24 protein-coding genes and 1 pseudogene are annotated in these 24,312 nt (G+C 68.4%); 6 read left to right on the plus strand and 19 right to left on the minus strand.

The annotated features are described in order from the left end of the window. Positions 1-20 precede the first annotated feature (20 nt). Complete coding sequence (aceA, locus tag BLW81_RS02675) at positions 21-1,307, minus strand: isocitrate lyase (RefSeq protein ID WP_083405860.1); 1,287 nt, start codon at positions 1,305-1,307, stop codon at positions 21-23. A gap of 267 nt (positions 1,308-1,574) precedes the next feature. Then, positions 1,575-2,351 (minus strand): acyl-[acyl-carrier-protein] thioesterase, encoded by a 777-nt coding sequence (locus BLW81_RS02680; RefSeq protein WP_083410280.1) that lies wholly within the window; start codon positions 2,349-2,351, stop codon positions 1,575-1,577. Positions 2,352-2,462: 111 nt separating this feature from the next. Between BLW81_RS02680 and ramB the strand changes: the two genes are divergently transcribed. Then, complete coding sequence (gene ramB, locus BLW81_RS02685; protein ID WP_083405861.1) at positions 2,463-3,890, plus strand: acetate metabolism transcriptional regulator RamB; 1,428 nt, start codon at positions 2,463-2,465, stop codon at positions 3,888-3,890. Positions 3,891-3,900: 10 nt separating this feature from the next. After that, positions 3,901-4,452, plus strand: coding sequence for a carboxymuconolactone decarboxylase family protein (locus BLW81_RS02690; RefSeq protein ID WP_083405862.1), 552 nt, complete (start codon positions 3,901-3,903; stop codon positions 4,450-4,452). On the opposite strand, the gene BLW81_RS02695 is transcribed toward BLW81_RS02690, so the two are convergent. Genes BLW81_RS02695 through adh form a run of 6 tightly spaced genes read right to left on the minus strand, consistent with a single transcriptional unit; the run spans position 4,449 to position 8,960 of the window. Next, a complete protein-coding gene (locus BLW81_RS02695; protein WP_083405863.1) occupies positions 4,449-4,739 on the minus strand; it encodes a hypothetical protein in 291 nt (96 codons plus the stop codon). The genes BLW81_RS02690 and BLW81_RS02695 overlap by 4 nt on opposite strands. A 2-nt stretch (positions 4,740-4,741) precedes the next feature. After that, positions 4,742-6,136, minus strand: a complete 1,395-nt coding sequence (gene lpdA / locus BLW81_RS02700; protein WP_083405864.1) for a dihydrolipoyl dehydrogenase — start codon at positions 6,134-6,136, stop codon at positions 4,742-4,744. Positions 6,137-6,145: 9 nt separating this feature from the next. Beyond that, the gene (locus tag BLW81_RS02705) at positions 6,146-6,625 is read right to left on the minus strand and encodes a hypothetical protein (protein ID WP_083405865.1); all 480 of its coding nucleotides are present in this window, start codon (positions 6,623-6,625) and stop codon (positions 6,146-6,148) included. Then, on the minus strand, positions 6,618-6,896 hold the full coding sequence (locus BLW81_RS02710) for a putative holin (protein ID WP_083405866.1): 279 nt from the start codon (positions 6,894-6,896) through the stop codon (positions 6,618-6,620). Before BLW81_RS02710 ends, BLW81_RS02705 begins: the two co-directional genes overlap by 8 nt. 37 nt (positions 6,897-6,933) lie before the next feature. Beyond that, positions 6,934-7,434, minus strand: coding sequence for a DUF779 domain-containing protein (locus tag BLW81_RS02715; protein WP_083405867.1), 501 nt, complete (start codon positions 7,432-7,434; stop codon positions 6,934-6,936). Between the two features lie 2 nt (positions 7,435-7,436). Next, positions 7,437-8,960: an aldehyde dehydrogenase gene (adh, locus tag BLW81_RS02720; RefSeq protein WP_083405868.1), complete on the minus strand. Its 1,524-nt coding sequence runs from the start codon at positions 8,958-8,960 to the stop codon at positions 7,437-7,439. A 27-nt stretch (positions 8,961-8,987) separates the two neighbouring features. Between adh and BLW81_RS02725 the strand changes: the two are divergent. Then, positions 8,988-11,021 (plus strand): annotated as a pseudogene (locus BLW81_RS02725) (prolyl oligopeptidase family serine peptidase); the annotation flags it as partial. On the opposite strand, the gene BLW81_RS02730 reads toward BLW81_RS02725, so the two are convergent. The 3 genes from BLW81_RS02730 to BLW81_RS02740 form a co-directional block, all read right to left on the minus strand. After that, on the minus strand, positions 11,014-12,270 hold the full coding sequence (locus tag BLW81_RS02730) for a Dyp-type peroxidase (RefSeq protein WP_083405870.1): 1,257 nt from the start codon (positions 12,268-12,270) through the stop codon (positions 11,014-11,016). The pseudogene BLW81_RS02725 and the gene BLW81_RS02730 sit on opposite strands and share 8 nt — an antisense overlap. Then, entirely contained in the window at positions 12,267-13,199 is a 933-nt protein-coding gene (locus BLW81_RS02735) for an EfeM/EfeO family lipoprotein (protein ID WP_083405871.1), read from the minus strand. The genes BLW81_RS02730 and BLW81_RS02735 overlap by 4 nt, the downstream gene beginning before the upstream one ends. A gap of 93 nt (positions 13,200-13,292) precedes the next feature. Beyond that, positions 13,293-14,582: a cytochrome P450 gene (locus tag BLW81_RS02740; RefSeq protein ID WP_235632153.1), complete on the minus strand. Its 1,290-nt coding sequence runs from the start codon at positions 14,580-14,582 to the stop codon at positions 13,293-13,295. 83 nt (positions 14,583-14,665) lie between these two features. Between BLW81_RS02740 and BLW81_RS02745 the strand changes: the two genes are divergently transcribed. Next, positions 14,666-15,571, plus strand: coding sequence for a crotonase/enoyl-CoA hydratase family protein (locus BLW81_RS02745; RefSeq protein WP_083405873.1), 906 nt, complete (start codon positions 14,666-14,668; stop codon positions 15,569-15,571). On the opposite strand, the gene BLW81_RS02750 is transcribed toward BLW81_RS02745, so the two are convergent. From BLW81_RS02750 to BLW81_RS02780, 7 genes are all read right to left on the minus strand, one after another. Further along, positions 15,551-16,534, minus strand: coding sequence for a DUF2889 domain-containing protein (locus BLW81_RS02750; protein ID WP_083405874.1), 984 nt, complete (start codon positions 16,532-16,534; stop codon positions 15,551-15,553). The genes BLW81_RS02745 and BLW81_RS02750 overlap by 21 nt on opposite strands. Before the next feature lie 28 nt (positions 16,535-16,562). Next, positions 16,563-17,408, minus strand: a complete 846-nt coding sequence (locus BLW81_RS02755; RefSeq protein ID WP_083410281.1) for a hypothetical protein — start codon at positions 17,406-17,408, stop codon at positions 16,563-16,565. Between the two features lie 83 nt (positions 17,409-17,491). After that, positions 17,492-19,009 (minus strand): aldehyde dehydrogenase family protein, encoded by a 1,518-nt coding sequence (locus BLW81_RS02760; RefSeq protein ID WP_083405875.1) that lies wholly within the window; start codon positions 19,007-19,009, stop codon positions 17,492-17,494. A gap of 67 nt (positions 19,010-19,076) precedes the next feature. Continuing rightward, positions 19,077-19,643, minus strand: coding sequence for a TetR family transcriptional regulator (locus BLW81_RS02765; RefSeq protein WP_083405876.1), 567 nt, complete (start codon positions 19,641-19,643; stop codon positions 19,077-19,079). 29 nt (positions 19,644-19,672) lie between these two features. Beyond that, positions 19,673-20,212: a phosphatase PAP2 family protein gene (locus BLW81_RS02770; RefSeq protein ID WP_083405877.1), complete on the minus strand. Its 540-nt coding sequence runs from the start codon at positions 20,210-20,212 to the stop codon at positions 19,673-19,675. Continuing rightward, positions 20,209-20,724 (minus strand): mycothiol transferase, encoded by a 516-nt coding sequence (locus BLW81_RS02775; protein WP_083405878.1) that lies wholly within the window; start codon positions 20,722-20,724, stop codon positions 20,209-20,211. Before BLW81_RS02775 ends, BLW81_RS02770 begins: the two co-directional genes overlap by 4 nt. 18 nt (positions 20,725-20,742) lie before the next feature. Next, positions 20,743-21,141: a VOC family protein gene (locus BLW81_RS02780; protein WP_083405879.1), complete on the minus strand. Its 399-nt coding sequence runs from the start codon at positions 21,139-21,141 to the stop codon at positions 20,743-20,745. A gap of 22 nt (positions 21,142-21,163) precedes the next feature. On the opposite strand from BLW81_RS02780, the gene BLW81_RS02785 reads away from it, so the two are divergent. Further along, entirely contained in the window at positions 21,164-22,888 is a 1,725-nt protein-coding gene (locus tag BLW81_RS02785; RefSeq protein WP_083405880.1) for an N-acyl-D-amino-acid deacylase family protein, read from the plus strand. Then, on the plus strand, positions 22,885-23,439 hold the full coding sequence (locus BLW81_RS02790) for a carboxymuconolactone decarboxylase family protein (protein ID WP_083405881.1): 555 nt from the start codon (positions 22,885-22,887) through the stop codon (positions 23,437-23,439). Before BLW81_RS02785 ends, BLW81_RS02790 begins: the two co-directional genes overlap by 4 nt. On the opposite strand, the gene BLW81_RS02795 is transcribed toward BLW81_RS02790, so the two are convergent. Further along, positions 23,428-24,252: an SDR family NAD(P)-dependent oxidoreductase gene (locus tag BLW81_RS02795; RefSeq protein WP_083405882.1), complete on the minus strand. Its 825-nt coding sequence runs from the start codon at positions 24,250-24,252 to the stop codon at positions 23,428-23,430. The two genes, BLW81_RS02790 and BLW81_RS02795, sit on opposite strands and share 12 nt — an antisense overlap. Positions 24,253-24,312: the final 60 nt, after the last annotated feature.

Consider the following 24,312-nt stretch of genomic DNA (forward strand, 5'->3'; position numbering starts at 1 on the left):
CGTGCGCTCGGCGGACTTGCTTAGTGGAACTGACCCTCTTCGGTCGAACCCTTCAGCGCGGTGGTCGAGCTGGTCGGGTCGACGGTGGTGGCGATCCGGTCGAAGTAGCCGGCGCCGACCTCGCGCTGGTGCTTCGTGGCGGTGTAGCCACGCTCCTCGGCAGCGAACTCGCGCTCCTGCAGCTCGACGTAGGCGCTCATCTGGTTGCGGGCGTAGCCGTAGGCCAGATCGAACATCGAGTAGTTCAGGGCGTGGAAGCCGGCCAGCGTGATGAACTGGAACTTGAAGCCCATCGCGCCGAGCTCCTTCTGGAACTTCGCGATCGTCGCGTCGTCGAGGTGCTTCTTCCAGTTGAACGACGGCGAGCAGTTGTAGGCCAGCATCTGGTCCGGGAACTCGGCCTGCACGCCCTCGGCGAACTTCTTGGCCAGTTCCAGGTCCGGGGTGCCGGTCTCCATCCAGATCAGGTCGGCGTACGGCGCATAGGCCTTGGCGCGGGCGATGCACGGCTCGATGCCGTTCTTGACCCGGTAGAAGCCTTCCTTGGTCCGCTCACCGGAGATGAACGGCTGGTCGCGCTCGTCCACATCGGAGGTGATCAGGGTGGCCGCCTCGGCGTCGGTGCGCGCGATGACGACGGTCGGCACGTCGGCGACGTCGGCCGCCAGGCGCGCCGAGGTCAGGGTGCGGATGTGCTGCTGGGTCGGGATCAGCACCTTGCCACCGAGGTGGCCGCACTTCTTCTCCGAGGCCAGCTGGTCCTCCCAGTGCGAGCCCGCCACACCGGCAGCGATCATCGCCTTCTGCAGCTCGTAGACGTTGAGCGCACCACCGAAGCCGGCCTCGCCGTCGGCGACGATCGGCACCAGCCAGTTCTCGACCGAGGTGTCGCCCTCGACCTTGGCGATCTCGTCGGCACGCAGCAGCGCGTTGTTGATGCGGCGGACCACCTGCGGCACCGAGTTGGCCGGGTACAGGCTCTGGTCGGGGTAGGTGTGGCCGGACAGGTTGGCGTCGCCGGCGACCTGCCACCCGGACAGGTAGATGGCCTTCAGGCCGGCGCGGACCTGCTGGACCGCCATGTTGCCGGTCAGCGCACCGAGCGCGTTGACGAACTCCATGTCGTGCAGCTGGTTCCACAGGATCTCGGCGCCGCGGCGGGCCAGGGTCGACTCTTCGACGACGGTGCCCTGCAGTGCGACGACGTCCTCGGCGGAGTAGTCACGCGTGACGTTCTTCCAGCGGGGGTTGGTGTCCCAGTCGCGCTGGATTTCTTCTGCGCTCTTCGGCTGGCCGACGGTTGACATGGTGTTCCTCCGGATCTGTTCACTTCGCTGCGGCGTTGCCGGGATACCCGGCTTGTTAACACCTAAACGGCTTTGCCGTTCTGCTAATCCGAGCATGCCTCATGACATCACCGCAGGTCCAGCCGTTTCCATTGCCAACTTAAGCCAAGCACTCCGCCGATTTTGCAAATGTTGCGAAGAACACTTAGCACTTAACCGGTTCAGAAGTTACTTGTCGGTAACGCATTTCCGCTGGTCAGTACGCCCGTACTGTTAACCGGGCGGCAATCAGAGCGAGAAGATCGCGGCGACCGCTTTGGCCTCGTCGCCGACGGCGTATGTGAGCGTTGTAACAGTGCGGTCGGCGAGCTCGGGACCGAACTGGTCGGTGGACCCGGCCGGGTGCACATGGCTGAGGATCTCCATCTTGTCCCCCAGCGCGACCGCGGCGTCGTGTTCGATCGTCGCCCGCAGCGGATAGCGCGCCAGCTCCGGGTGATGGTGCAGGTAGTCCTCGATCACCGACCAGTACACGGAGTTGTTCATGTGGTCGAAGATGTCGATGTCGCTGACCCGGATCGGGTAATCGCGGATCTCGTCGGCGTCCTCGCGGCTGCCCGCCGACAGGTACGCCTTCCAGCGCAGCCGGTCCACGTCGGTGGTGCGGCGCAGCCCCTCGAGGAAGTCGTCGGAGATGCGCGCCGGGCCCTGCGTTTCGCGGTTGATGTTGATCCAGAACGCCTCGGACTCGATGAGCCCGCCCTTGCGCCCGTCGATGCGCACCCGCATCTCGCACCACCGGTTCGATGTGCCCGAACACCAGCGCCGCAGCCGCAGCATGTCCTGGAACTCGATGGGCCGGATCATGTCGATCATCGTGCGGCGCACGATCCACAGCGGGTGGGTCTCCTGGAAGCCCATCTCCCGCAGCTGATCGGAGCCGATGTCCTGGATGTGCCGGGTGGCGGCGTCGAACTTGAGCCGGCCCTCGCGGTCGACGTCGGCGACCCGCAGCGGCCACTCGATGTCGAACACGTCGGGATGCGGGTCGGGGACGGGCGTCATCGCCTTCGCGAGTCCGGGGCCCCGCTTGGTACTCACGGGCCGATCCTGCCACAGGGCCGGTTCTGCCAACAATGCGAAGCACCCCTTCGCAGTGTTGTTACGCTGGTTGACGTGGCGAAAACGTTTGTCGGTTCGCGCATTCGACAACTCCGCGGCGAACGCGGGTTCAGCCAGGCGGCGCTGGCCCAGATGCTGGACATCTCGCCGAGTTACCTCAACCAGATCGAGCACGACGTGCGACCGCTGACGGTCGCGGTGCTGCTGCGGATCACCGAGGTGTTCGGCGTCGACGCGACGTTCTTCGCCTCCCAGGACGACACCCGGCTGGTCGCCGAACTGCGGGAGCTGACGCTGGATCGGGACCTCGACATCGACGTCGACGTCGCCGAGATCGCCGACCTGGTCGCCTCGCATCCGGCGATGGCCCGCGCGATGGTCAACCTGCACCGCCGCTATCAGATCGCCAACACCCGCCTGGCGGCCGCGACCGAGGACCGGTTCGCACTGGGCGGCGGCAGTTCGGGGTCCGGTGCGATCACGATGCCGCACGAGGAGGTTCGCGACTACTTCTACGAGCGGCAGAACTACCTGCACGAGCTCGACACCGCCGCCGAGGACCTCACGATCCGGATGGGCATGCACCGCGCCGAGCTGGCCCGCCAGCTGTCGGACCGGCTGAGCATGGTGCACGGGGTGCGCATCGTGCGTCGCCGCGATCTGGGCGGCTCCGTGCTGCACCGCTACGACGCGTCGACCAAGACGTTGGAGATCAGCGACCACCTGTCGTCCGGCCAGACGGTGTTCAAGATGGCCGCCGAGCTGGCGTACCTGGAGTTCGGCGAGCTGATCGACCGGCTCGTCGAGGAGGGCAAGTTCACCGGCGAGGAGTCCACCCGGCTGGCGCGCCTCGGGCTGGCCAACTACTTCGCGGCCGCAACGGTGTTGCCGTACGGGCAGTTCCACGACGTCGCCGAGGAGTTCCGCTACGACGTCGAGCGGCTGTCGGCGTTCTATTCGGTCAGCTACGAGACCATCGCGCACCGGCTGTCCACGCTGCAGCGGCCGTCGATGCGCGGTGTGCCGTTGTCGTTCGTCCGGGTCGACCGCGCCGGAAACATGTCGAAACGCCAGTCCGCCACCGGTTTTCACTTTTCCTCCAGCGGCGGCACCTGCCCGCTGTGGAACGTCTACGAGACGTTCGCCAACCCCGGCAAGATCGGAGTGCAGATCGCCCAGATGCCCGACGGGCGAAACTACATGTGGGTGGCCCGCACCGTCGAGCGCCGCGCGCAGCGCTACGGCCAGCCCGGCAAGACGTTCGCGATCGGCCTCGGCTGCGAACTGCGCCACGCGCACCGGCTGGTCTACTCCGAGGGACTCGACCTGTCCGGCGAGGTGTCCACGCCGATCGGCGCAGGTTGTCGCGTCTGCGAACGCGACAACTGCCCGCAGCGGGCGTTCCCGGCGCTGGGCCGCGCGCTCGACATCGACGAGCACCGCAGCACCGTGTCCCCGTACCTTGTCAAACAGCAGCTATAGACTCGCTCCGGTGAGCGAACTCGAGTCGGCACGCATCCCGCCCGGTGGCTTCAAGGAACTCGGCCCGGTCAACTGGGCCATCGCCAAGATCGGTGCGCGCGCCATCCGCGCACCCCGGTTCAGCTTGGTGAATGTCCTTGGCCAGCATCGACTTCTGTTCCTGGCGTGGCTGCCCTACAGCGGCGTGCTGCTCGGGCTGATGAGCAAGCTCCCGGTGCGCGACGCCGAGACCGTGATCCTGCGCGTCGGGCATCTGCGCGACTGCGAGTACGAACTGCAGCAGCACCGCCGGCTGGCGCGCACCCGCGGCATCGGCCCCGACGTGCAGAAAAAGATCTTCGAGGGCCCGGACGCCGAGGGGTTGACCGACCGTCAGCGCGCGCTGATCACCGCCACCGACGAGTTCGTCGTCACCCGCGGCGTGTCCGCCGAGACCTGGGCGCGGCTGGCCGAACACCTGACCAAACCGCAGCTGATCGAGTTCTGCATGCTCGCCTCCCAGTACGACGGCCTGGCGGCCACCATCACCACACTCAAAGTGCCGCTTGACTTTCCGGACTAGAGATAGGTGATGCCGAGGACCACCACCGACAGCAGCACCGGTGAGATCGGCAGCCCGAACAGAAACGCCGCCCACACTTCGGCCTTGCGCTCATAAGCCCGCCAGCCGAGCCAGCCGGCGATCCCGCCGACGACGAAGGACACCGCGGCCACCACCAGAACCCAGGTGCTGACGGTCGACGTGGCCGTGGCGAGCGAGATCCCGCCCAGCCACAGGATGTGGCCGACCACCAGCCCGCCGATACCGGCGACCCAGATCGCTCGCGCTGGGGTGGACGTCTGACCCACGGTCAGAAGTTGATCATGTGGCCCACCAGGCCGTGGAAGCACTCCTGCAGGGCCTCCGACAGCGTCGGGTGGGTGTGCACGTTGCGCGCCAGCTCGTTGGCGGTGAGGTCCCACTTCTGCGCCAGCGTCAGCTCGGGCAGCAGTTCGGAGACGTCATGGCCGATCAGGTGCCCGCCGATCAGTTCGCCGTACTTGCCGTCGGCGATCAGCTTGACGAAGCCGGCGGGCGCGCCCATGCCGTGCGCCTTGCCGTTCGCGGTGAACGGGAACTTGGCGACCTTGACGTCGTAGCCCTCCTCGCGGGCCTGCTCCTCGGTGAGCCCGAAGCTGGCGACCTGCGGCTGGCAGAACGTCGCCCGCGGCATCATCCGGTAGTCGCCCAGCGGCAGGGTTTCCGCGCCGGCGATGGTCTCGGCGGCGACGACGCCCATCGCCTCGGCGACGTGCGCGAGTTGCAGCTTGCCGGTCACATCGCCGATGGCGTAGATGTGCGGCACGTTGGTGCGCATGTAGTCGTCGATGCCGATGCCCTTGCGGTCGGTCAGCTGCACGCGGGCCTTGTCGAGCCCGTAGCCGTCGACGTTGGGCGCGAAACCGATGGCCTGCAGGACGGTTTCGGGGTTGAGGTCCTCGCTCTTGCCGTCCTTGCTGACGGTGACGGTGACCTTGTCGCCGTCGTCTTTGATCGATTCGACCTTGGTGCCGGTGAGGATCTTGACGCCCAGTTTCTTGAACTGCTTCTCGATCTCCTTGGAGACCTCGGCATCCTCGTTGGGCAGCGCCCGCGGCAGGAACTCGACGATGGTGACGTCGACGCCGTAGTTCTTCATCACGTAGCCGAACTCCATGCCGATCGCGCCCGCGCCTGCGATCACAACCGACTTGGGCAGCTCCCGCCGCATGATCAGCTCTTCGTAGGTGACAACGTTCTCCGACAGCGAGGTGCCCGGCACCAAGCGTGTGCTGGCGCCGGTGGAGATGATCGCGTTGTCGAAGGTGACCGACTCGGTGCCGCCCTCGTTGAGGTCGACCTCGATGGTGTGGTCGTCGGTGAACTTGCCGTAGCCGTGGATCTCGGTGATCTTGTTCTTCTTCATCAGGAAGTGCACACCGGCCACGCGGCCCTCGGCGACCTTGCGGCTGCGGTCGAACGCGGCGCCGTAGTCCATCGACACCTCGCCGTTGATGCCGAACTGCTTGGCCTCCTTGGTCAGGATGTGCGCGAGTTCGGCGTTGCGCAGCAGCGCCTTTGACGGGATACACCCCACGTTGAGGCACACGCCGCCCCAGTACTTGGGTTCGACGATGGCGGTGTTCAGTCCGAGCTGGGCGGCGCGGATGGCCGCGACGTACCCGCCGGGGCCTGCTCCGAGAACGACGACGTCATAGTGGGTCACGCTCCCACCCTAGTAAGGAATGAGCCCCACGAAACAGCGGCTGGCCCATTCGCAGAAGTAGAGGCCGTGCAGAACGGCCGCGCCACCCACCGCGGCCAGCGGCGCAGACGTCACCGCGACGGCCACCGCGGAGGCCAGCGGCCGCGGCGCCATGGCGACCAGCAGGCCGCCGACCGTCGAGCAGATCACGAACACCAGCACGACGAACACCGACGCCGTCTTGTCCAGCGAGTGGTACCACCAGTGGTACAGACCCCATCCGGCCGCCGCCGCCAGCGCCCAGACAACCGCGACGACGAGCACGAACGTCCAGCGTTTGAGGTACTGGTAGTTGCCGGGCACCACGACGGGATGCGCCGGGATCGGCATCGGCTCCGAGCGCTCCTCGACCGCCACCTGGCCCGACTGCGGGGCCTCGAACGGGCCGGTGTCGAACGTCGGCGTGTACGGCTCGGTGGGCTCGCCGGCGATGGTGTCGGTCTCAGGCACCGTGCACCGCCTGGATCGCGACCAGCACGCCGAACCAGCCCGGCGCGACGGCGAGCAGGAACGCGCCGACCGTCGTCACCCAGCGCCGGCCCGACAACAGGATGGTCAACATCCCCAGCGCACCGGGCACGCCGACGACGAGCGCGATCACGACGTCGGGCCGCACCGGGGTGTCCACCAGCAGCGTCGAGGCGATCCCGAGGATCAGTCCCACGGCGGTACCGACGAGCAGCGCGCTCGTCAACAGCCATGCACGAGGCAGCGGTATCACGGTTTTCAGGTTAGGAGCGGCACGCCCGCTTTCGGGGTCAGGGGCCCGGCACGTCCGGTATCGGACAGGCATCAATTGCATCACCGACGATATGCGAGCCCGCCGCAGGCGGCCGCGCGCCAGACGCGTAGTCGGCACCGGTCACCGGCGGGTCCGCGGCCAGCGCGCGGTTCTCGTCGTCGGTGAACGCCCGGCCGCGGGTGAGGAACCGCATGCCCTCGGGCGCCTCGACGCTGAAGCCGCCGCCGCGGCCCGGCACCACGTCGATCACCACCTGGGTGTGTTTCCACGCGTCGAACTGCGGCCCGGAGATCCACACCGGCACGCCCGGTTCGCCGACGTCGAGAACGGCGAGCAGCACGTCGCGGTCGCCGACGATGAAGTCGCCGTCGGGGTAGCACATCGGCGAGGACCCGTCGCAGCAGCCGCCGGACTGGTGGAACATCAGCGGGCCGTGTCGGGCCTGCAACTTCTGCAACAGGTCGGCGGCTGCCGCGGTGATCAGCGCCCGCGGCGGCGTCGCCTCGTGTGCCGGCACGGTCAGAAGAATCCCTGCGCCTTGTTGCTGTAGGACACCAGCAGGTTCTTGGTCTGCTGGTAGTGGTCGAGCATCATCTTGTGCGTCTCGCGGCCGATGCCCGACTGCTTGTAGCCGCCGAACGCGGCGTGCGCCGGGTAGGCGTGGTAGCAGTTCGTCCATACCCGGCCGGCCTTGATGTCGCGCCCGGCGCGGTAGGCGGTATTGCCGTCGCGGCTCCACACGCCGGCGCCCAGGCCGTAGAGGGTGTCGTTGGCGATGCCGATCGCGTCGTCGTAATCCTTGAACGACGTCACCGCGACGACCGGGCCGAAGATCTCCTCCTGGAAGATGCGCATCTTGTTGTGGCCCTCGAAGATCGTCGGCTGCACGTAGTAGCCGCCGTTGAGGTCACCGCCGAGTTCGGCGCGTTCGCCGCCGGTGACGACGCGCGCGCCCTCGTCCTTGCCGATCTCGATGTAGGACAACACCTTTTCGAGCTGATCGTTGGACGCCTGTGACCCGATCATCGTCTCGGTGTCCAGCGGGTCGCCCTGGCGCACCGCCTTGGTGCGGATCGCGGCCAGTTCGAGGAACTCGTCGTAGATGTCGGCCTGGATCAGGCTGCGCGACGGGCACGTGCACACCTCGCCCTGGTTGAGCGCGAACATCGTGAACCCTTCGAGCGCCTTGTCCTGGTAGTCGTCGGCGGCGGCGAGCACGTCGGAGAAGAAGATGTTCGGGCTCTTGCCGCCGAGTTCCAGCGTCACCGGGATCAGGTTCTGCGACGCGTACTGCATGATCAGCCGGCCGGTGGTGGTTTCGCCGGTGAACGCGATCTTGGCGATCCGGTTGCTCGAGGCCAGCGGCTTGCCCGCCTCGAACCCGAATCCGTTGACCACGTTGAGGACTCCGGCCGGCAGCAGGTCGCCGATCAGCGACATCAGGTACAGGATCGAAGCGGGCGTCTGCTCGGCGGGTTTGAGGACGACGGCGTTGCCCGCCGCCAGCGCGGGAGCCAGCTTCCAGGTGGCCATCAGGATCGGGAAGTTCCACGGGATGATCTGGCCGACGACGCCGAGCGGTTCGTGGAAGTGGTAGGCCACGGTGTCGTCGTCGATCTGGCTCAGCGAGCCCTCCTGCGCGCGGATCGCCCCGGCGAAGTAGCGGAAGTGGTCGACGGCCAGCGGCAGGTCGGCGTTGAGGGTCTCGCGGATCGGCTTGCCGTTGTCCCAGGACTCCGCCAGCGCCAGCGACTCGAGGTTGGCCTCGATGCGGTCGGCGATCTTGTTGAGGATGTTGGCGCGTTCGCCGGCGGCGGTTTTGCCCCATGCCGTGGCGGCGCCGTGGGCGGCGTCGAGCGCCTTGTCGATGTCGGCTTCCGTCGACCGGGCCACCTCGCAGAACGGCTGGCCGGTCACCGGCGTCGGGTTCTCGAAGTACTCCCCCGAAGCCGGCGGCACCCATTCGCCGCCGATGAAGTTGCCGTACCGAGACTCATACGACATCAGCGCATCTGACGAACCGGGGCGGGCGTAAACAGTCATCGGTGACTCCTACTCGACGGGTGTAACGGGGCTCACACTACGCCGGAAGCCCACAATGGGTCTGTGGAAGAAGACCCGTATCTGTGGCTCGAGGACATCACCGGCGACGACGCGCTGGACTGGGTGCGCCGGCACAACGAACCGACCCTCGAACGATTCGGGGGCAGCAGGTTCGAGCAGATGCGGACCGAGGCGCTGGAGGTGCTCGACACCGACGCCCGCATCCCGTACGTGCGCAGGCGCGGCGAGTACCTGTACAACTTCTGGCGCGACGCGGAGCACCCGCGCGGTGTCTGGCGGCGCACCACGCTGGACAGTTACCGCACCGAGCAACCTTCGTGGGATGTGCTGATCGACGTCGACGCGATCGCCGCCGCCGAGGACGAGAACTGGGTGTGGGCCGGCGCCGAGGTGCTCGAACCGGACTACTCGCTGGCCCTGGTCGAACTGTCCCGCGGCGGGGCCGACGCCACCGTGGTGCGCGAATTCGACATGACGACACGGGAATTCGTCGACGACGGCTTCGCGCTGCCCGAGGCGAAATCGGCGGTGACGTGGCAGGACCGCGACACGGTGCTGGTGGGCACGGATTTCGGGCCCGGATCGCTGACCGACTCCGGCTATCCGCGAACCGTCAAGCGGTGGCGGCGCGGGCAGCCCGCCGAGGAGGCCCAGACGTTGTTCGAGGGCGAGACCACCGATGTCAGCGTGGGTTGCGGATACGACGCGACGCCGGGCTTCGAGCGGTTGCTGATCACCCGGTCGTTCGACTTCTTCAACCGGCACCGCTACGAACTGCGCGGCGACGACCTGATCGCGATCGACGTGCCCACCGACGCGGGCATCTCGGTGCACCGCGAATGGCTGCTGATCCGGCCGCGCACCGACTGGACCGTCGGGTCGACGACGTATCCGGCCGGGTCGCTGCTGGCCGCGAACTACGAGGAATACCTCGCGGGCACAGCGCAATTGCAGGTGGTGTTCGAGCCGGATGCGCATTCGAGCCTGGAAAACTACGCGTGGACGCGGGACCGCCTGGTGCTGGTCACGCTGGTCGACGTGATCAGCCGGGTGACGGTCGTGACGCCGGGCAGCTGGCAGCGGGCGGACATCCCCGGGTTGCCGTCGAACACCAACACCGTGCTGGTCGATGTGGACGAGTACGGCGACGAGATGTTCCTCGACGTCAGCGGTTTCGACACCCCGTCGCGGCTGCTGTGGGGCCGCGCGGGCGGCGAGGTGACCGAGGTCAAGCGGGCGCCGTCGTTCTTCGACGCCGCCGACCTCGAGGTCAGCCAGCATTTTGTGGCGTCGGCCGACGGCACCATGATCCCGTATTTCGTTGTCGGGCACCGGCACAAGAGCGCGCCGGGCCCGACCCTGCTGAGCGGGTACGGCGGCTTCGAGGTGGCCAACACCCCGAGTTACGCCGGGGTGCTGGGCCGGCTGTGGCTGAGCCGCGGCGGCACCTATGTGCTGGCCAACATCCGCGGCGGCGGCGAGTACGGCCCGACGTGGCACACCCAGGCGATGCGCGAGAACCGGTACCTGGTGTACGAGGACTTCGCCGCGGTGGCACGGGATCTGGTGGAACGCGGTGTCACGACCGTCGAGCAGCTCGGCGCGCAGGGTGGCAGCAACGGCGGCTTGCTGATGGGTGTGATGCTGACGCAGTACCCGGAGCTGTTCGGTGCTCTGGTATGCAGCGTGCCGCTGCTCGACATGCGCCGGTTCCATCTGCTGCTCGCCGGCGCGTCGTGGATGGCCGAGTACGGCGACCCCGACAATCCCGAGGACTGGGCGTTCATCTCGAAATACTCGCCGTATCAGAACATTTTGACCGACCGACGCTACCCTCCGGTGCTGGTCACGACATCCACGCGCGATGACCGGGTGCATCCCGGCCATGCCCGCAAGATGACCGCAGCGCTGGAGAAGGCCGGGCATCCTGTGCACTACTACGAGAACATCGAGGGCGGGCACGCCGGCGCTGCGGACAACGCGCAGACGGCGTTCCGGTCCGCGCTGATCTACGAGTTCCTGTGGTCGGTGCTCAGCTGAGCAACTGGTCGCCGAGGTAGCGGTCGGCGCCGGTGACGCCGGGCAGCGTGAAGAAGAACCCGCCGCCCACCGGGAGGATGTACTCCTCGAGCGGTTCGCCTTTCAGGCGGCGCTGCACAGTCAGGAAGCCCTTCTCGAGGCTGCGCTGGTAGGCGATGAACGCCAGGCCTTGATCGAGGCGGCCGGCGCCGTCGAACCCGCGGGAGTAGTTGAATCCCCGCCGCAGGATGAGGTTTTCGTCGGTCTGCGGGGTGCGTGGGTTCGCGAGCCGGATGTGCGCGTTGAGCGGGATCCGCTTGCCGTCGGGATCTTCGGGGTAGTCGGGATCGTCGAACTCGCCGCTGAGCCCGAGCGGTGCGCCGCTGACCTTGTTGCGCCCGATGAGGGCTTCCTGCTCGACGAGCTGGGTGCGGTCCCAGAACTCGACGAACATCCGGATGATGCGGATCGCCTGGTACGAACCGCCGACCGCCCACTCCGGTTCCCCGTCGTCGGGCCCCACCCACACGTGGCGGTCCATCAGCGCGTTGTCATCGACGTCGAGGTTGGCCGTTCCGTCTTTGAAGCCCAACAAGTTTCGCGGTGTGGCCGCCTCGGAGACCTGACCGGCGCCGATGCCGCGGGCGTAGCCGTCGACCATCCAGCGCAGCACCAGGTGTCGCCGGGTGCGGCGCATCAGCTGCCGCAGCGCGAACACCACGGTGTCGCTGTGGCCGGCCTCGATGATGATCGACACGTCGCCGTGCGAGAGTTTGGGGTCGAGCCGGTCGTTGGCCAGAAACGGCATGGTGGCCAGTTCCCGGGGTTTGCGGTCGGCCAATCCGAAGCGGTCGTCGAACAGCGAGGCGCCGACACCGACGACGACCGACAGATTGTCGGCGGGGGGCTGTTCACCCAGGATGCCGGAGTCCACCGGCGGATACGCGGGGTCGCGGACCTCGGGCGGCTTACCGGCCATCAACCCGCGGATCTCGTCGGTGAGTTCCTGCATCGCGTGCTTGAGCGCCTCGCGGTCGGGCGAGAGCACGTTGAACGACGCGACCAGGCCCTGCTCGGGGATGGGCAGCGCGGTGACGCCGGTCTGGTGGGCACCCTCGAACGGCACGAACGCCGCGGGCGGCGGTCCGGCCGGTGCGGGCGCGGGCGACGAGCACCCGGCCAGCGCCGCGCCTGCGCCGACGGCGGCGCCGGTGCCCAGCGCGCCGGTGAGAAAGCCGCGGCGCGAAAGCCCGAAGCGCCGCCTGGTCACTGCAGCTTCAGCACTCCCGAGACCTGCGACAGGTTCTCCGACAGCCCGGCCAGCTCGGCCTTGAGCTTGTCGATGACGTCGGGGGTCACGGTGACCTCCGGGCAGCGCGGCGACGGGTACGGGTCGTTCTCGGTGCAGAACAGCACCCAGCCGTCACCGCGGCGCAGCGGCCGAATGGTCTCGAAGACCGAGTCCAGCCCGGCGGTGATCTTGCCGAGCAGGGCCGGATCGGCCTTGACCAGCGCGGGGTCGAGCTTGGAGACCGCGTCGCGGGCGCCCTGCAGGTTGGCGTCGAAGTCCCACAGGTCGGTCTTGGAGTAGCGGTCCTCTTCGCCGGTGATCTTGCCTTCGGAGACCTCTTCGATCAGTTCGGCGGCACCGTTGGACACGTCGACCGGCTTGACGTCGACCGCGGGGAACTGCGCCTTGAGGTCGGCGACGTCCTTGTCGAGCTGATCGGCGAACGGGGCGCCGCCCTCGGTGGTGTTCTTCTCGAACAGCAGGTACTCGAGGCGGTGCCAACCGGTGAAGGCCGGGTCGTCGACGCCGGCGAAGTCGTCGACGCGGGCGTCGATCTTGCCGTCGATCTCCTCGACCAGCCCGGCGATCGGCTCGATGCGCTCCCACGGCGCGCGCGACGGGGCGAACGCGTCCTGGGCGGCCTTGAGATCGCCCGCGCGCACGGCGTCGGTGAAGACCTTGACGACGCGCTGCAGCTCGTCGATGTTGCTCTGCGCGTACGCCTTGTAATCCGCGGCGGCCTTGTCGAGCACCGCGGGTTCCACAGCCGGTGCGGCGCTGGTGGTCTCGGCGGCCGATCCGGTCGCGGACGTCGACGTCTCGCTGCTCGAGGAGTTGTCGCCGGAGCATCCGGACAGGATCAGAGTCGCGGCGGTGATGGGCGCAGCCCAGGCAAGATAGCGGTTCATTCGCACCTCGAAAGTTAGGAGAGGCTGAACATAACACTCAGCGAATCTGCACAGGGTAGCCACACCTAAACCTGGACAACTGCGGCGGTAGGCCTACCTCACCGACTGAGTCGCCCGTTGCACCTCGAACTCCAGCGTCAGCTGGTTCAGCGTCATCGGCAGCGGCCGGTCCGGCGACGGTTTCGGGTCCGAGGTCAGTTCGAAGTCCAGCGTGCCGACCAGATGCGCCAACAGCGTGCTCGTCACCAGCAGCACCAGGTTGCGGCCCGGACATTCGGCGGGGCCTGCCGAGAACGGCACCAGCTGCGGGTGGCGCTGCGCCGTCCCGTCCAGCCAGATCTGCGGCGCGAACGAATGCGCAAACGGCAGCAGCTCGTCATCGCGGTGGAACGCCGGCGTGACGATCATCAGCCCGGCACCTTTCGCGACGGTCGATCCGTCCGACCAGGTGGTGTCCTCGGTCGTGTCGCGCAGGATCGTCGGCGTCGTCGGCCACAACCGCACCGACTCCAGCACACAGGCCCGCAGATACGGCCGCGTCGCCACCCGGTCCGGCTCGCCGGCATCCTCCAACGCCCGCGCCCGTTCGCCCGGATGGGTGGCCAGCAGCGCCATCGCCCGCAGCGAGGCCATCCCCGCCGCGTCGAACGCGAAGATCCACTGCGGCATCTGCCCCACCGGGTCGACCGCGCCGCTCGACGGGGTCTGCGCGACCACGCTCGCCAGGCTGCCCGGTTCGGGATCCTCGACGTAGCGGTAAAGCCCCTCAAGGAATTTCGCGCGTGCGCGGTAGTGCGGCAGCGACAGAAACGACCAGTTGCCCGCCTTGCGTAACCGCATCAACGCGTCGGTGACGAGGTCGTCGTCGCGCGCACGGTCCCCGAGCACGACGCGACGCACGATGCGCCACCACGTCGTCATGAACCGGGCCGAATCGAGGTGTCCGCGCGCCGCCGCGTCGGCGGTCAACTCCCGCGCCTCCTCGGCCACGACCGTGACGAACGCATCCGCGAGCCGGTGCACCTCGGCGCCGCTGTCGAGCACCGCGTCGTTGAGTTCGCGGCGCTGCTGGCGGATCGGCCCGCGCGAGATCAGCACACCGTGCGGCTGAAACCATTCGAGCGCCTTGCGCTTCTCGGTGTTCGCCGGGTGAAACGGCGTCGGCGCCTCGGCCAGCACGCGGCCCACGTCCTCGGGGTCGAGGATCACCAGCATGCGGCGACCCGGCACCGCCAATTCGACAGGGCCACGACCGAATTCGCGCCGCAGCTTCTGCATGCGCGTCACCGCCCGGGAATCGGCCTGCATCGCCTCCAGCGCCCGGATGACGGGGCGACGCCGCGAGATCACGCCGGCGGCGATCGACGACGCGCCGAGATCCACCAACGTTGCCGCTGCACGTGCGCCACCAAGTCGTTTTGTCACCGAACCCGGTTACCCGAGGGGTCCTCTGCCAAACTCCAGGTATGTCGACAACCCCGCAGTTCGAGACCCTGCTCTACGCCGCCGAGTCACCGATCGCGACCATCACGTTGAACCGGCCCGAGCAGCTCAACACGATCGTGCCGCCGATGCCCGACGAGATCGAGCGCGCGATCGGACTGGCCGAGCGTGATCCGTCGATCAAGGTGATCGTGCTGCGCGGCGCCGGGCGCGCGTTCTCCGGCGGCTACGACTTCGGCGGCGGGTTCACCCACTGGGGCGAGGCGATGAACACCGACGGCCGCTGGGATCCGGGCAAGGATTTCGCGATGGTCAGCGCCCGCGAGACCGGGCCGACGCAGAAGTTCATGGCGATCTGGCGGGCCTCCAAACCGGTGATCGCGCAGGTGCACGGCTGGTGCGTCGGTGGCGCCAGCGACTACGCATTGTGCGCGGACCTGGTGATCGCCAGCGACGACGCGGTCATCGGGACTCCCTACGCCCGCATGTGGGGCGCCTATCTGACCGGGATGTGGCTGTACCGGCTGAGCCTGGCGAAGGTGAAGTGGCACTCGTTGACCGGTGAGCCGCTGACCGGAAAGGAAGCCGCCGCAGTCGAACTCATCAACGAGTCGGTGCCGTTCGAGAACCTCGAGGCGCGCGTCAAGGAGATCGCGCTCAAGCTAGCGCAGATCCCGCTCTCGCAGCTGCAGGCGCAGAAGCTGATCGTCAACCAGGCCTACGAGAACATGGGGCTGGCGTCGACGCAGACGCTGGGCGGCATCCTCGACGGCTTGATGCGCAACACCCCCGATGCGTTGTCGTTCATCGAAACCGCTGCGGCACAGGGTGTTCGCAGCGCCATCGAACAGCGCGACGGCCCGTGGGGCGACTACAGCCAGGCGCCGCCGGACAAGCGGCCCGATCCGTCACACGTCATCGAGCCCTGAGCGCAGGTCGAACAGCGCGCCGAGGTCCCCGATCGCGCGCAGCGTGTCGTTGAGGTGGGTGCACGTGCTGGTGCCGACGAACTCGCCGCGGACCCGGTCGCGGATCTCGGCCAGCGTCATCCCCACCGCTCGTTGCGCACTGGGCACCGCACCCGGGCACTCCTGCCACGGCAGCACGTGCACGTCAGCCCGGATCGTGGTGACCGTGCGCGTCGCGACGTCGACCGCGCCGGTGAGCGCGTACTCGTGCACGATCGTCTCGACGCCGTCACCGTCGACGTGGGAGTCGCGGAAGTGGGCAGTGAAACCCGACGAGTCCGCGTCGGCGGGATGCAGATCCAGCCGTCGCAGCCGGCGCATGCCGTGCGGGCGTAACGGCTCGACGTCGTGCATGCCGTCGCGGTCCAGCGGCGGTGCGAGCGGTCCGTGCACCGACGGGATCGTGCCGAGCCGTCGCGTCGCGCTCACCAGCGAGGCGTCCGGCGCGAACCCGGCGCAGATCCCCGCCATCCGGTCGGCGGTGCCCGGCGGCAGCCGGTCCTCGACGCCCGCCACGATCGCCCGGTGCTGCAGCGCATAACCGGAGACCAGCGCGGCCCCGACCCAGTCGTCGAGCAGCAGGTTCAGCAGGCTTGAGCGGCGGACGTCGTCGGCGAACAGCTCCCCGACCGCCGAGCGAAAGCCCGGCCCCACCCGCTTGCCCAGCAGCCGCTCGAGGCGGCTATCGCCAGAGATCTCGTCGATGGTCCGTTCGGCGAGGTGGGCCTGCACCCGCAGTTCGTCGCGGACATCGACCGCTCCGTCGCGCCGCCCCACGGCGTCACGGGCGCGCAGGTCGACGGCCGAACCCGATCCGTCCGGATGGGTGTCGATGGTGCTGGTCCGTCGCAGCACACCGGCGGCCAGCGGCGGCCACACCTGCACCGGCCGCTGGGGTCCCACGATGTCCGAGACGAACGGCATGCACTGACGGTAGCAATAGCGAGGTCAGCTAAACGTCGCGGCGACGCAACCCGGCCAGCACCGACACCAGCACACCGAACACCACCAGCACCCCGCCGGCGGCCAGCGTCAGGTTCAGCCAGTGGTGCAGGCTGTCCTCGGCGGTCGCCACCATGACGTCGGCGACCTCACGCAGGTCACCGGAGAGCCGGTTCAGCGCATCGTCGACCCAGCGGCGCGCGACCTCCATCCCCGCCCAACCGGCCGCCCCGACGATCAGCGCCGAAACCCCGAGCGCAGCAAGGGTTTTCCCGCGTGAGCGGGCGGCGGCCAGCGTCAGCAGCGCGAACACGGCGGTCAGGATCGTCGAACCGATGCTGATCCACGGTCCCCAGGTGGCCGCCGCCTTGAGCTGGCCGGGTCGCCAGGTGTCGTTGATCGTCACCGGCACCGGCAGCGACTCCGGTGTCTCGACGCCGAAGTTGCCCAGGGTGCGGCGGAACGACTCGTCGGCCAGCATCGGGCCCAGGTCCAGGATCCACTGGTCGGTGCCCTCGATCTGATGTGCCGCGTCGGTGAACATCCACCGGTGCCCGATGACGTTGGCCAGTGCGAACTGCCTGGGAAACGTCGGGTTCGCGGTGTACGCCGAAGCGACGCCGTTGATCAGTGTGGGGTCGACGTCGTAGCCGTTGTCGGACATGTACGACGACACCTCAGTGCCGAGAATCCCCGCCATCGCCTTCTGCAGTTGCGGGTCCTTGGCCGCGGTTTCCGCCAGCGCGGCATACCCGTTGGCGTCGACCACGGTGCGCTGCGCCCACATCGAGGGCACGGCGACCGCCAGCAGGACGGTGGTGATGAGCCACAAGAACACGGTCGTCACCAACCGCACGCGCATCCTCCTTCGCCGACAGTACGGTTTCGGACATGAAACGCGAGTAACGGCGTCAGAAACCGTACTCTCGGCGACCCACGTTACTTGGCCGTGCGCCTCGGGGTGATCAGCGCGAGTTTGGTCATCAGCTTGTTCATCCGCTTGAGCGCCTTGGGCGAGTTGTTGTAGTAGTTGCCACCGGCGCCGACTGCGGTGCGCGGCGCGACGACGGTCTCCTGCCGGCAGTACTTCCGCAGTCCCTCGGCGGCACCGAACCGCGCGCCCAGACCCGACGTCTTCCAGCCGCCCATCGGCGCGGTGGTGCACATCAGGTTCGAGATCACGTCGTTGATGTTGACCGCGCCGCAGTCCAGTTGCACGGCAACCCGTTTGGCCCGCTCAACATCCTTGGAGAACACCGCCGCACTCAGCCCGTACTGGCTGTCGTTGGCCAGCCGGATCGCCTCGTCGACGCTGGCGACCTTCATGATCGGCAGGGTGGGACCGAACGTCTCCTCGCTCATGCACAGCATCGAGTGGTCGACGTCGACCAGCACCGTCGGCTCGTAGAAGCTGCCTGCACCGTCGGCGCGTTTGCCGCCGGTCAGCGCCCGCGCACCCTTGGCAAGCGCGTCGTCGACGTGGCGGGCGGTGACGGCCACCTGCGAATCGTCGATCAGCGAGCCGAAGTCGTGGCCGTCGCCGGCGCCCATCTTGAGCTTCTCGACGTCACGCACGACTGCGGCGACGAACTCGTCGTAAACCGAGTCGAGCACATACACCCGCTCCACCGACACACACGTCTGCCCGGCGTTGAAGAACGCGCCCCACACCGCCGCGTGCGCGGCCAGGTCGACGTCGGCGTCGTCGAGCACGATCATCGGATCCTTGCCGCCGAGTTCGAGGCTGACCGGCGTGAGCCGCCGGGCGGCGCGCTCCATCACCTTGGACCCGGTCGCGCACGACCCGGTGAACTGGACGAAGTCGGCGTTGTCGATGACCGCCTCGGACACCTCACGCGCGCCCTGCGCCAGCGCCAGCACCTCCGGCGCACCCGAATCCAGCCAGCCGCGCAGCAGCAACTCGGCGGTCAGCGGCGTGCGCTCCGACGGCTTGAGCAGCACCGCGCACCCGGCGGCCAGCGCGCCGATCGCGTCCATCAGCGCGTTGGCGACCGGATAGTTCCACGGCGCGATGATGCCGACGACCGGGCGCGGCCGGTAGTGCACCTCGATCTTCTTGACCGACAGGAACGGCAGTGGCGCGGGCCGCTTCTCGGGTGCGAGCGCCTTCTCCATGGTCTTGATGTAGTACGACGCGATGATGATCAGCAGCGGCACCTCCTGGGCCGCGTCGACGGCGGACTTGCCGGTTTCCTTGATCAGCAACGCCTCGATCTCGTCGCGATGGTCGCCCAGCCACAGCGCATAGCGCGCGAGTACCTTGGCCCGACCCGCCGCGCCGCGCGCCTCCCACTGGCGCTGGGCCTCGCGCAGCCCGGTGGCGATGCGGGGCACGTCGGCGGGATCGGTCCAGCGCACGGTGCCCGCGACAGCTCCCGTCGCGGGATTGCGGATGGTGGTGGTCTCCGGCAGCTCAACGTCAGACGTCGCAGTCATAGCCCCATGCTAACCACCCGGTGTGACGCAGATCGCACCGGGGTTGACACCTGTCAAGAAACGGCGGCTACCTCAGCATCTGGTCGAGCACGCGCAGGCTGGTCGAGATCGGGTCACCGGGTAGCGGCGTGCCGTGCGAGGCGCCGATCAGCACGCCGGCGAGCACGCGGCGCTCGACGGGGTCGGTCGGCGCGACCGGACGCTGGGTCAGCGCGTCGGCGATCAGATCGATCAGCCGCACGTACTCGGCGTAGAGCAGGCCGGCCGCCTCGGGCACGGAGTACATCAGCCGCTGCCCGATGATCGCCTCTTCGCGTTCCTCGTCGCTGAGCGCGGCGAAGGTCGTCTCGACGGCGTGCCGGTACGCGTCGAGCACCGACAGGTCAGCGGGGGCCGCGACGAACGCCGCGATGATCGGCGCGATGTGGTCGTCGGAGAGCAGCACCGCTTCCTTGGTCGAGAAGTAGCGGGAAAAGGTGCGCGGCGAGATGTCCGCGGCGGCGGAGATCTGTTCGACCGTCGTGGCCTGATAGCCCTGTTCCTGGATGAGCCGGAACGCTTCCCGCCGGATGCGCGCGCGGGTCTGCAGCTTCTTTCGCTCGCGCAGGCCGGGTGAACTGTCGGGCGCGGCCATCACTCGATTCTGGCAGACAGCCGAGTTCGCTAGCGCAGGCTGCGGGTCAGGTCGCGCCGGGCGACGACGGCAGCGGCGCAGACGATGGCCGAGCCGAGCAGCAGCCCACCGATCGTGTCGGTGAAGTAGTGGAAGCTCACGCCGACCCCGAGAATCGCCAGCGCGACGGCGACGGCCGCAACCGTCACCGCCCACCACGCCGCACCGGTCAGCAGGATCAGCAGCCCCAGCACGATCGTCGTCGTGGTGATGTGCCCGCTCGGATAGGCCAGCCCGCCGCCCTTGTCTCGGCCGAAGATCGGTTTGAGCACGCGCACGAACGCCAACCCGATCAGCGGCGCGAGTGCGACCATCGCTGCCAGCCGCCAGCGCCGCTGCCACCCCGCCACGAGCAGCACGATCACCAGCACCGTGATCAGCACCCGCGGGTCGGCTATCTCGTTGAGCCGCCGCAGCGGGGTGTGCCGGAAGCGCTGGAACCAGTCATCGAGCGGGGTGGAGGATTTGCCGACCGCCCAACCCAGCAGCAGCACCGCTGCGAGCGCGATCGACGGGCACCACCGGATCACGCAATTCCGCGGATGTAGGCCGCCTGCCCCAGGTGTTGAGCGGCGTCGTCGACGATGCTGACCAGCCGCGCGCTCGCGGTGACCGGCGGATCCCAGTTGGTGTCGACAACCCGGCTCAACTCCTCGGGTGTCACCGACGCGATGTACTCCAGCGTCATCTTGTGCACCGCGTGGTAGTAGCCGGCCAGCAGGTCCGCCGAGGCCCGCACCTTGTCGACCTCCTCGGGCCCGTCGCCGTAGCCCATCGCCTCGCGGGGCAGGTCGAGGCCGAACCGGTCGACCCAGCCGTCACGCAGCCAGACCTGCTCGGTGCCGGCGAGATGGCAGATCTGCAGGTCCTGCTGGCGTGCGCTGTGCCAGATCAGCCAGGCGATGCTGTTGGCCGTCGGGGTGGGCCGGAAGAACGCGGTCTCGTCGGTCAGCCCGTCAGTCAGGTCCTCGACGTGTTCGATCTGCCGGGTGAACGCGTCGCGCAGAACTTCGCGGGCCGCCGCCGCATCTGAGTCAGCCATGCCTCGACCGTACCGAGGTCAGCCCGGCGGTGCCCCAGCCGGAGACCCGTGAAAGACGGCCTCGATGTTGTTGCCGTCTGGGTCGCGCACGAACGCGCCGAAGTAGCCGGGGTGGTATTCGGGCCACATCCGCGGCGCGTGCAGGGCTTCGGCGCCGGCGTCCAGCGCCGCGTCGTAGAACGCCTGCACGGCGTCGCTGTCGGCGGCCTGGAACGCGAAGTGCACCTCACGGTTCGGCCCCGCGGCCTCCCCCGCGGTCATGTCGGCGATCCAGAAATCGGGCTTGCCGTCGCGGCCGTAGCCGATGGCGACCTGGTAATCCAGTTGGCGGGTGTAGCCGAGGACGCCGAGCACTCTGTCGTAGAACGCCTTCGACTTCTCCCAGTCCGCACAGTTGATTCCGAAGTGGTCGATCATCGGCTCATCGTATGTTCGACCTATGACATATGAACTCGTCATCCGCGGCGGAACCATCGTCGACGGCCTGGGCGGCGAACCGTACGTCGGCGATGTCGCGATCTCCGGCGGGGTGATCGCGGCGGTCGGCACCGTGGCCGACCGCGGCGCCCGAGAGATCGACGCGACCGGTCTGCTCGTCACGCCCGGGTTCGTCGATCTGCACACCCACTACGACGGGCAGGCGATCTGGTCGGACCGGATGATCCCGTCGTCGGCGCACGGGGTGACCACAGCGGTGATGGGCAACTGCGGCGTCGGGTTCGCACCGTGCCGCGCCGAGGACCACGACGTGCTCGTCGACGTGATGGCCGGGGTCGAGGACATCCCCGGGGTGGTGATGGTCGACGGGTTGCCGTGGACGTGGGAGACCTTCCCCGAGTTCCTCGACGCCCTGGAGTCCCGGCACCGCGACATCGACGTCGCGGCGTTCCTGCCCCACTCGCCGCTGCGGGTGTACGTGATGGGCCAGCGCGGCGTCGACCGCGAGCCGCCGACCACCGAGGACCTCGCGTTGATGCGCAAGCTCGCGGAGGAGGCGGTCCGGGCCGGTGCGCTCGGGTTCGCCTCGTCGCGGCTGACGCTGCACAAAACCGCCGGCGGACAACCGATTCCGAGCTACGAGGCGGAATACGCCGAGATCGAGGCGATCGCCCGCGGCGTCGACGACGCCGGCGGCGGACTGCTGCAGTTCGTGCCGGACCTGATGGCCGGCGACTACGAGGGCGCGCTGAAAGCCGTCTTCGACGTCGCCTCCGAGGTCGGGCTGCCGGTGACGTTCACACTCGCGATCGGCAACGCCGGCCCGCCGATCCATCTCGACGCGCTGCGAATGGTGGAGAAGGCCAACGAAAACGGCGGTGACGTCACCGGGCAGATCTTCCCGCGCCCGATCGGCCTGGTGCTGGGCCTGGACCTGTCGGGCAACCCGTTCGTGATGTACCCGTCGTACCGGGAGATCGCGGATCTTCCCCTGGCCGAACGGGTCGCCGAGATGCGCCGACCCGAGGTGCGCGAACGCATCCTGACCGACAGCCCCGCCGCCGACGGACATCCGCTGATGTTCGCCGCCCAGGCCTGGGACTGCATGTACCCGCTCGGCAGCCCGCCGAATTACGAACCCGCGCCGGAGGATTCGATCGGCGCCAGGGCCCGTGCCCGCGGCGTCAGCCCCCTCGAGGAGGCCTACGACCGGCTGCTCGACGACGACGGGCACGCCATCCTGCTCGTCACGTTGGCCAACTTCCGCGACGGCAGCCTCGACACCGTGGCCGAACTGATCCGTCGCGACGACGTGGTGCTCGGCCTCGGCGACGGCGGTGCGCACTACGGGATGATCTGTGACGCAAGCTTTCCGACCTACATGCTGGCGTATTGGGCCCGCGACCGCGCGGACGGGCGGCTGTCGGTGGCCGAGGCGGTGCGGGAGCTGACATCGGTACCCGCCCGGATCGCGGGCCTGGCCGACCGCGGCCGGATCGCGGTGGGCTACAAGGCCGATCTCAACGTGATCGACCACGACGCGGTTCATCTGCACCGGCCCGTCGTCACCCACGACCTGCCCGCGGGCGGCCGTCGACTCGACCAGGCCGCCGACGGCTACGTCGCGACGATCGTGGCCGGTGAGGTCATCGCCGAGAACGGGGTGCCGACCGAGGCGCGACCGGGCCGGTTGATCCGCGGCCGCCAACCGGCGCCCGCGGTATGACGCGCGTCGCGCCGCTGGCTCCGCCGTGGAGCGCAGAAGACGCCGCGGGCATCAACAGCTGGGGCCACCCGGACCGCACCTACGAGCCGCTGATGCTGGTGCGCTGCCTGCAGCGTCATCCGAATCTCGCTGCGCGGCTGCGTAAACTCGGTGAGTCGCTGTACGTCGACACCCGGCTGCCGCCCCGGTTGCGCACGATCGCGATCCTGCGGATCTGCGCGCTGCTCGGGTGCGAGTACGAGTGGGGTGGGCAGGCCGTGTTCTGGGGGCCGATCGCCGGGGTCGGCGATGACGAATGCGATGCGCTGGTCACCGGCGACCTGGATCGGTTCGACGCGTTCGAGCGGGTGTTGATCGCGGCGGTCGACGAGGTCGAGTCGGCGGGGACGTGGTCGGACCAAACGTGGAATGCGTTGGGCGACAAGCTTGATGACGAACAGCGCATGGAGTTGCTCGTCGCGGTCGGCTGGTACCGCACGATCTGCACGCTGTGCAACGGGTTGGCGCTGCCCGTCGAAGGGTGGATGCGGCGCTGGCCGTCAGGTGGTTGACCGGTCACGTCGCAGCCCCGGGTGCTGCGCGCGAAGCGTCTTGAGCAGCAGCGGCCGCGGAAGTGCCTGCACGAGCCGGGTGGCCACCCAGTTCCGCCTGCCGGCGATGACGTTACCGCGGTCGTGCTCGAGGGCGTCGATGCCGATCCTGGCGACCTCGCGGGCGGGCATCCAGAGGAATTTCGGGAACGCGGCGGCGAACTTCTTCTCGTCCATCCCGGCCGCCGCCAGGAACTCGGTGCGCACCGGACCGGGCGCCACCATCGCGACCGTCACTCCGCTGCCGGCCAGTTCGGCGCGCAGGCCTTCGGAGTAGGTGTGGACGAACGCCTTGGTCCCGGCGTAGCCGGCCTGCCCGGGAAACGGGTAGTAGCCGGCGGTGGATCCGACGTGAAGGATTGCGCCGCGCCCACGGGGCACCATCTGGTGCACCGCGCGGGTGGTCAGGTCGATCACCGCCTCGACGTTGACGCGGACCTGTGCAATCTCCTCGGCGACAGGGATTTTCGTCACCGCGCCGATGGTGCCGATCCCGGCGTTGTTGACCAGGACGTCGATCGTCAACCCCCGGTTGGCGAGCTCGTCGAACAAGGCGGCGCGGGCGGACGGGTCGGCGACGTCGCAGGCGATGGTCTCGGCGCGGACGGTCTCGCCGAGTTCGGCGGCCAACTCCCGCAGCCGATCCGACCGGCGGGCCACGAGCGTGACACCGTGCCCGCGCGCGGCCAGCTCGCGGGCGAACTCGGCGCCGATACCCGACGATGCGCCGGTGATGACGGCGGTGGAGCTCGGCGAAGGCGGTGGCAGCGACATGAGCCGAACCTACCGGTGGACGCCGGACCTTCACTGCGCGGACCTCACAGCGAGAAGGCC

Source organism: Mycolicibacterium rutilum, assembly GCF_900108565.1.
Lineage (GTDB): Bacteria > Actinomycetota > Actinomycetes > Mycobacteriales > Mycobacteriaceae > Mycobacterium > Mycobacterium rutilum.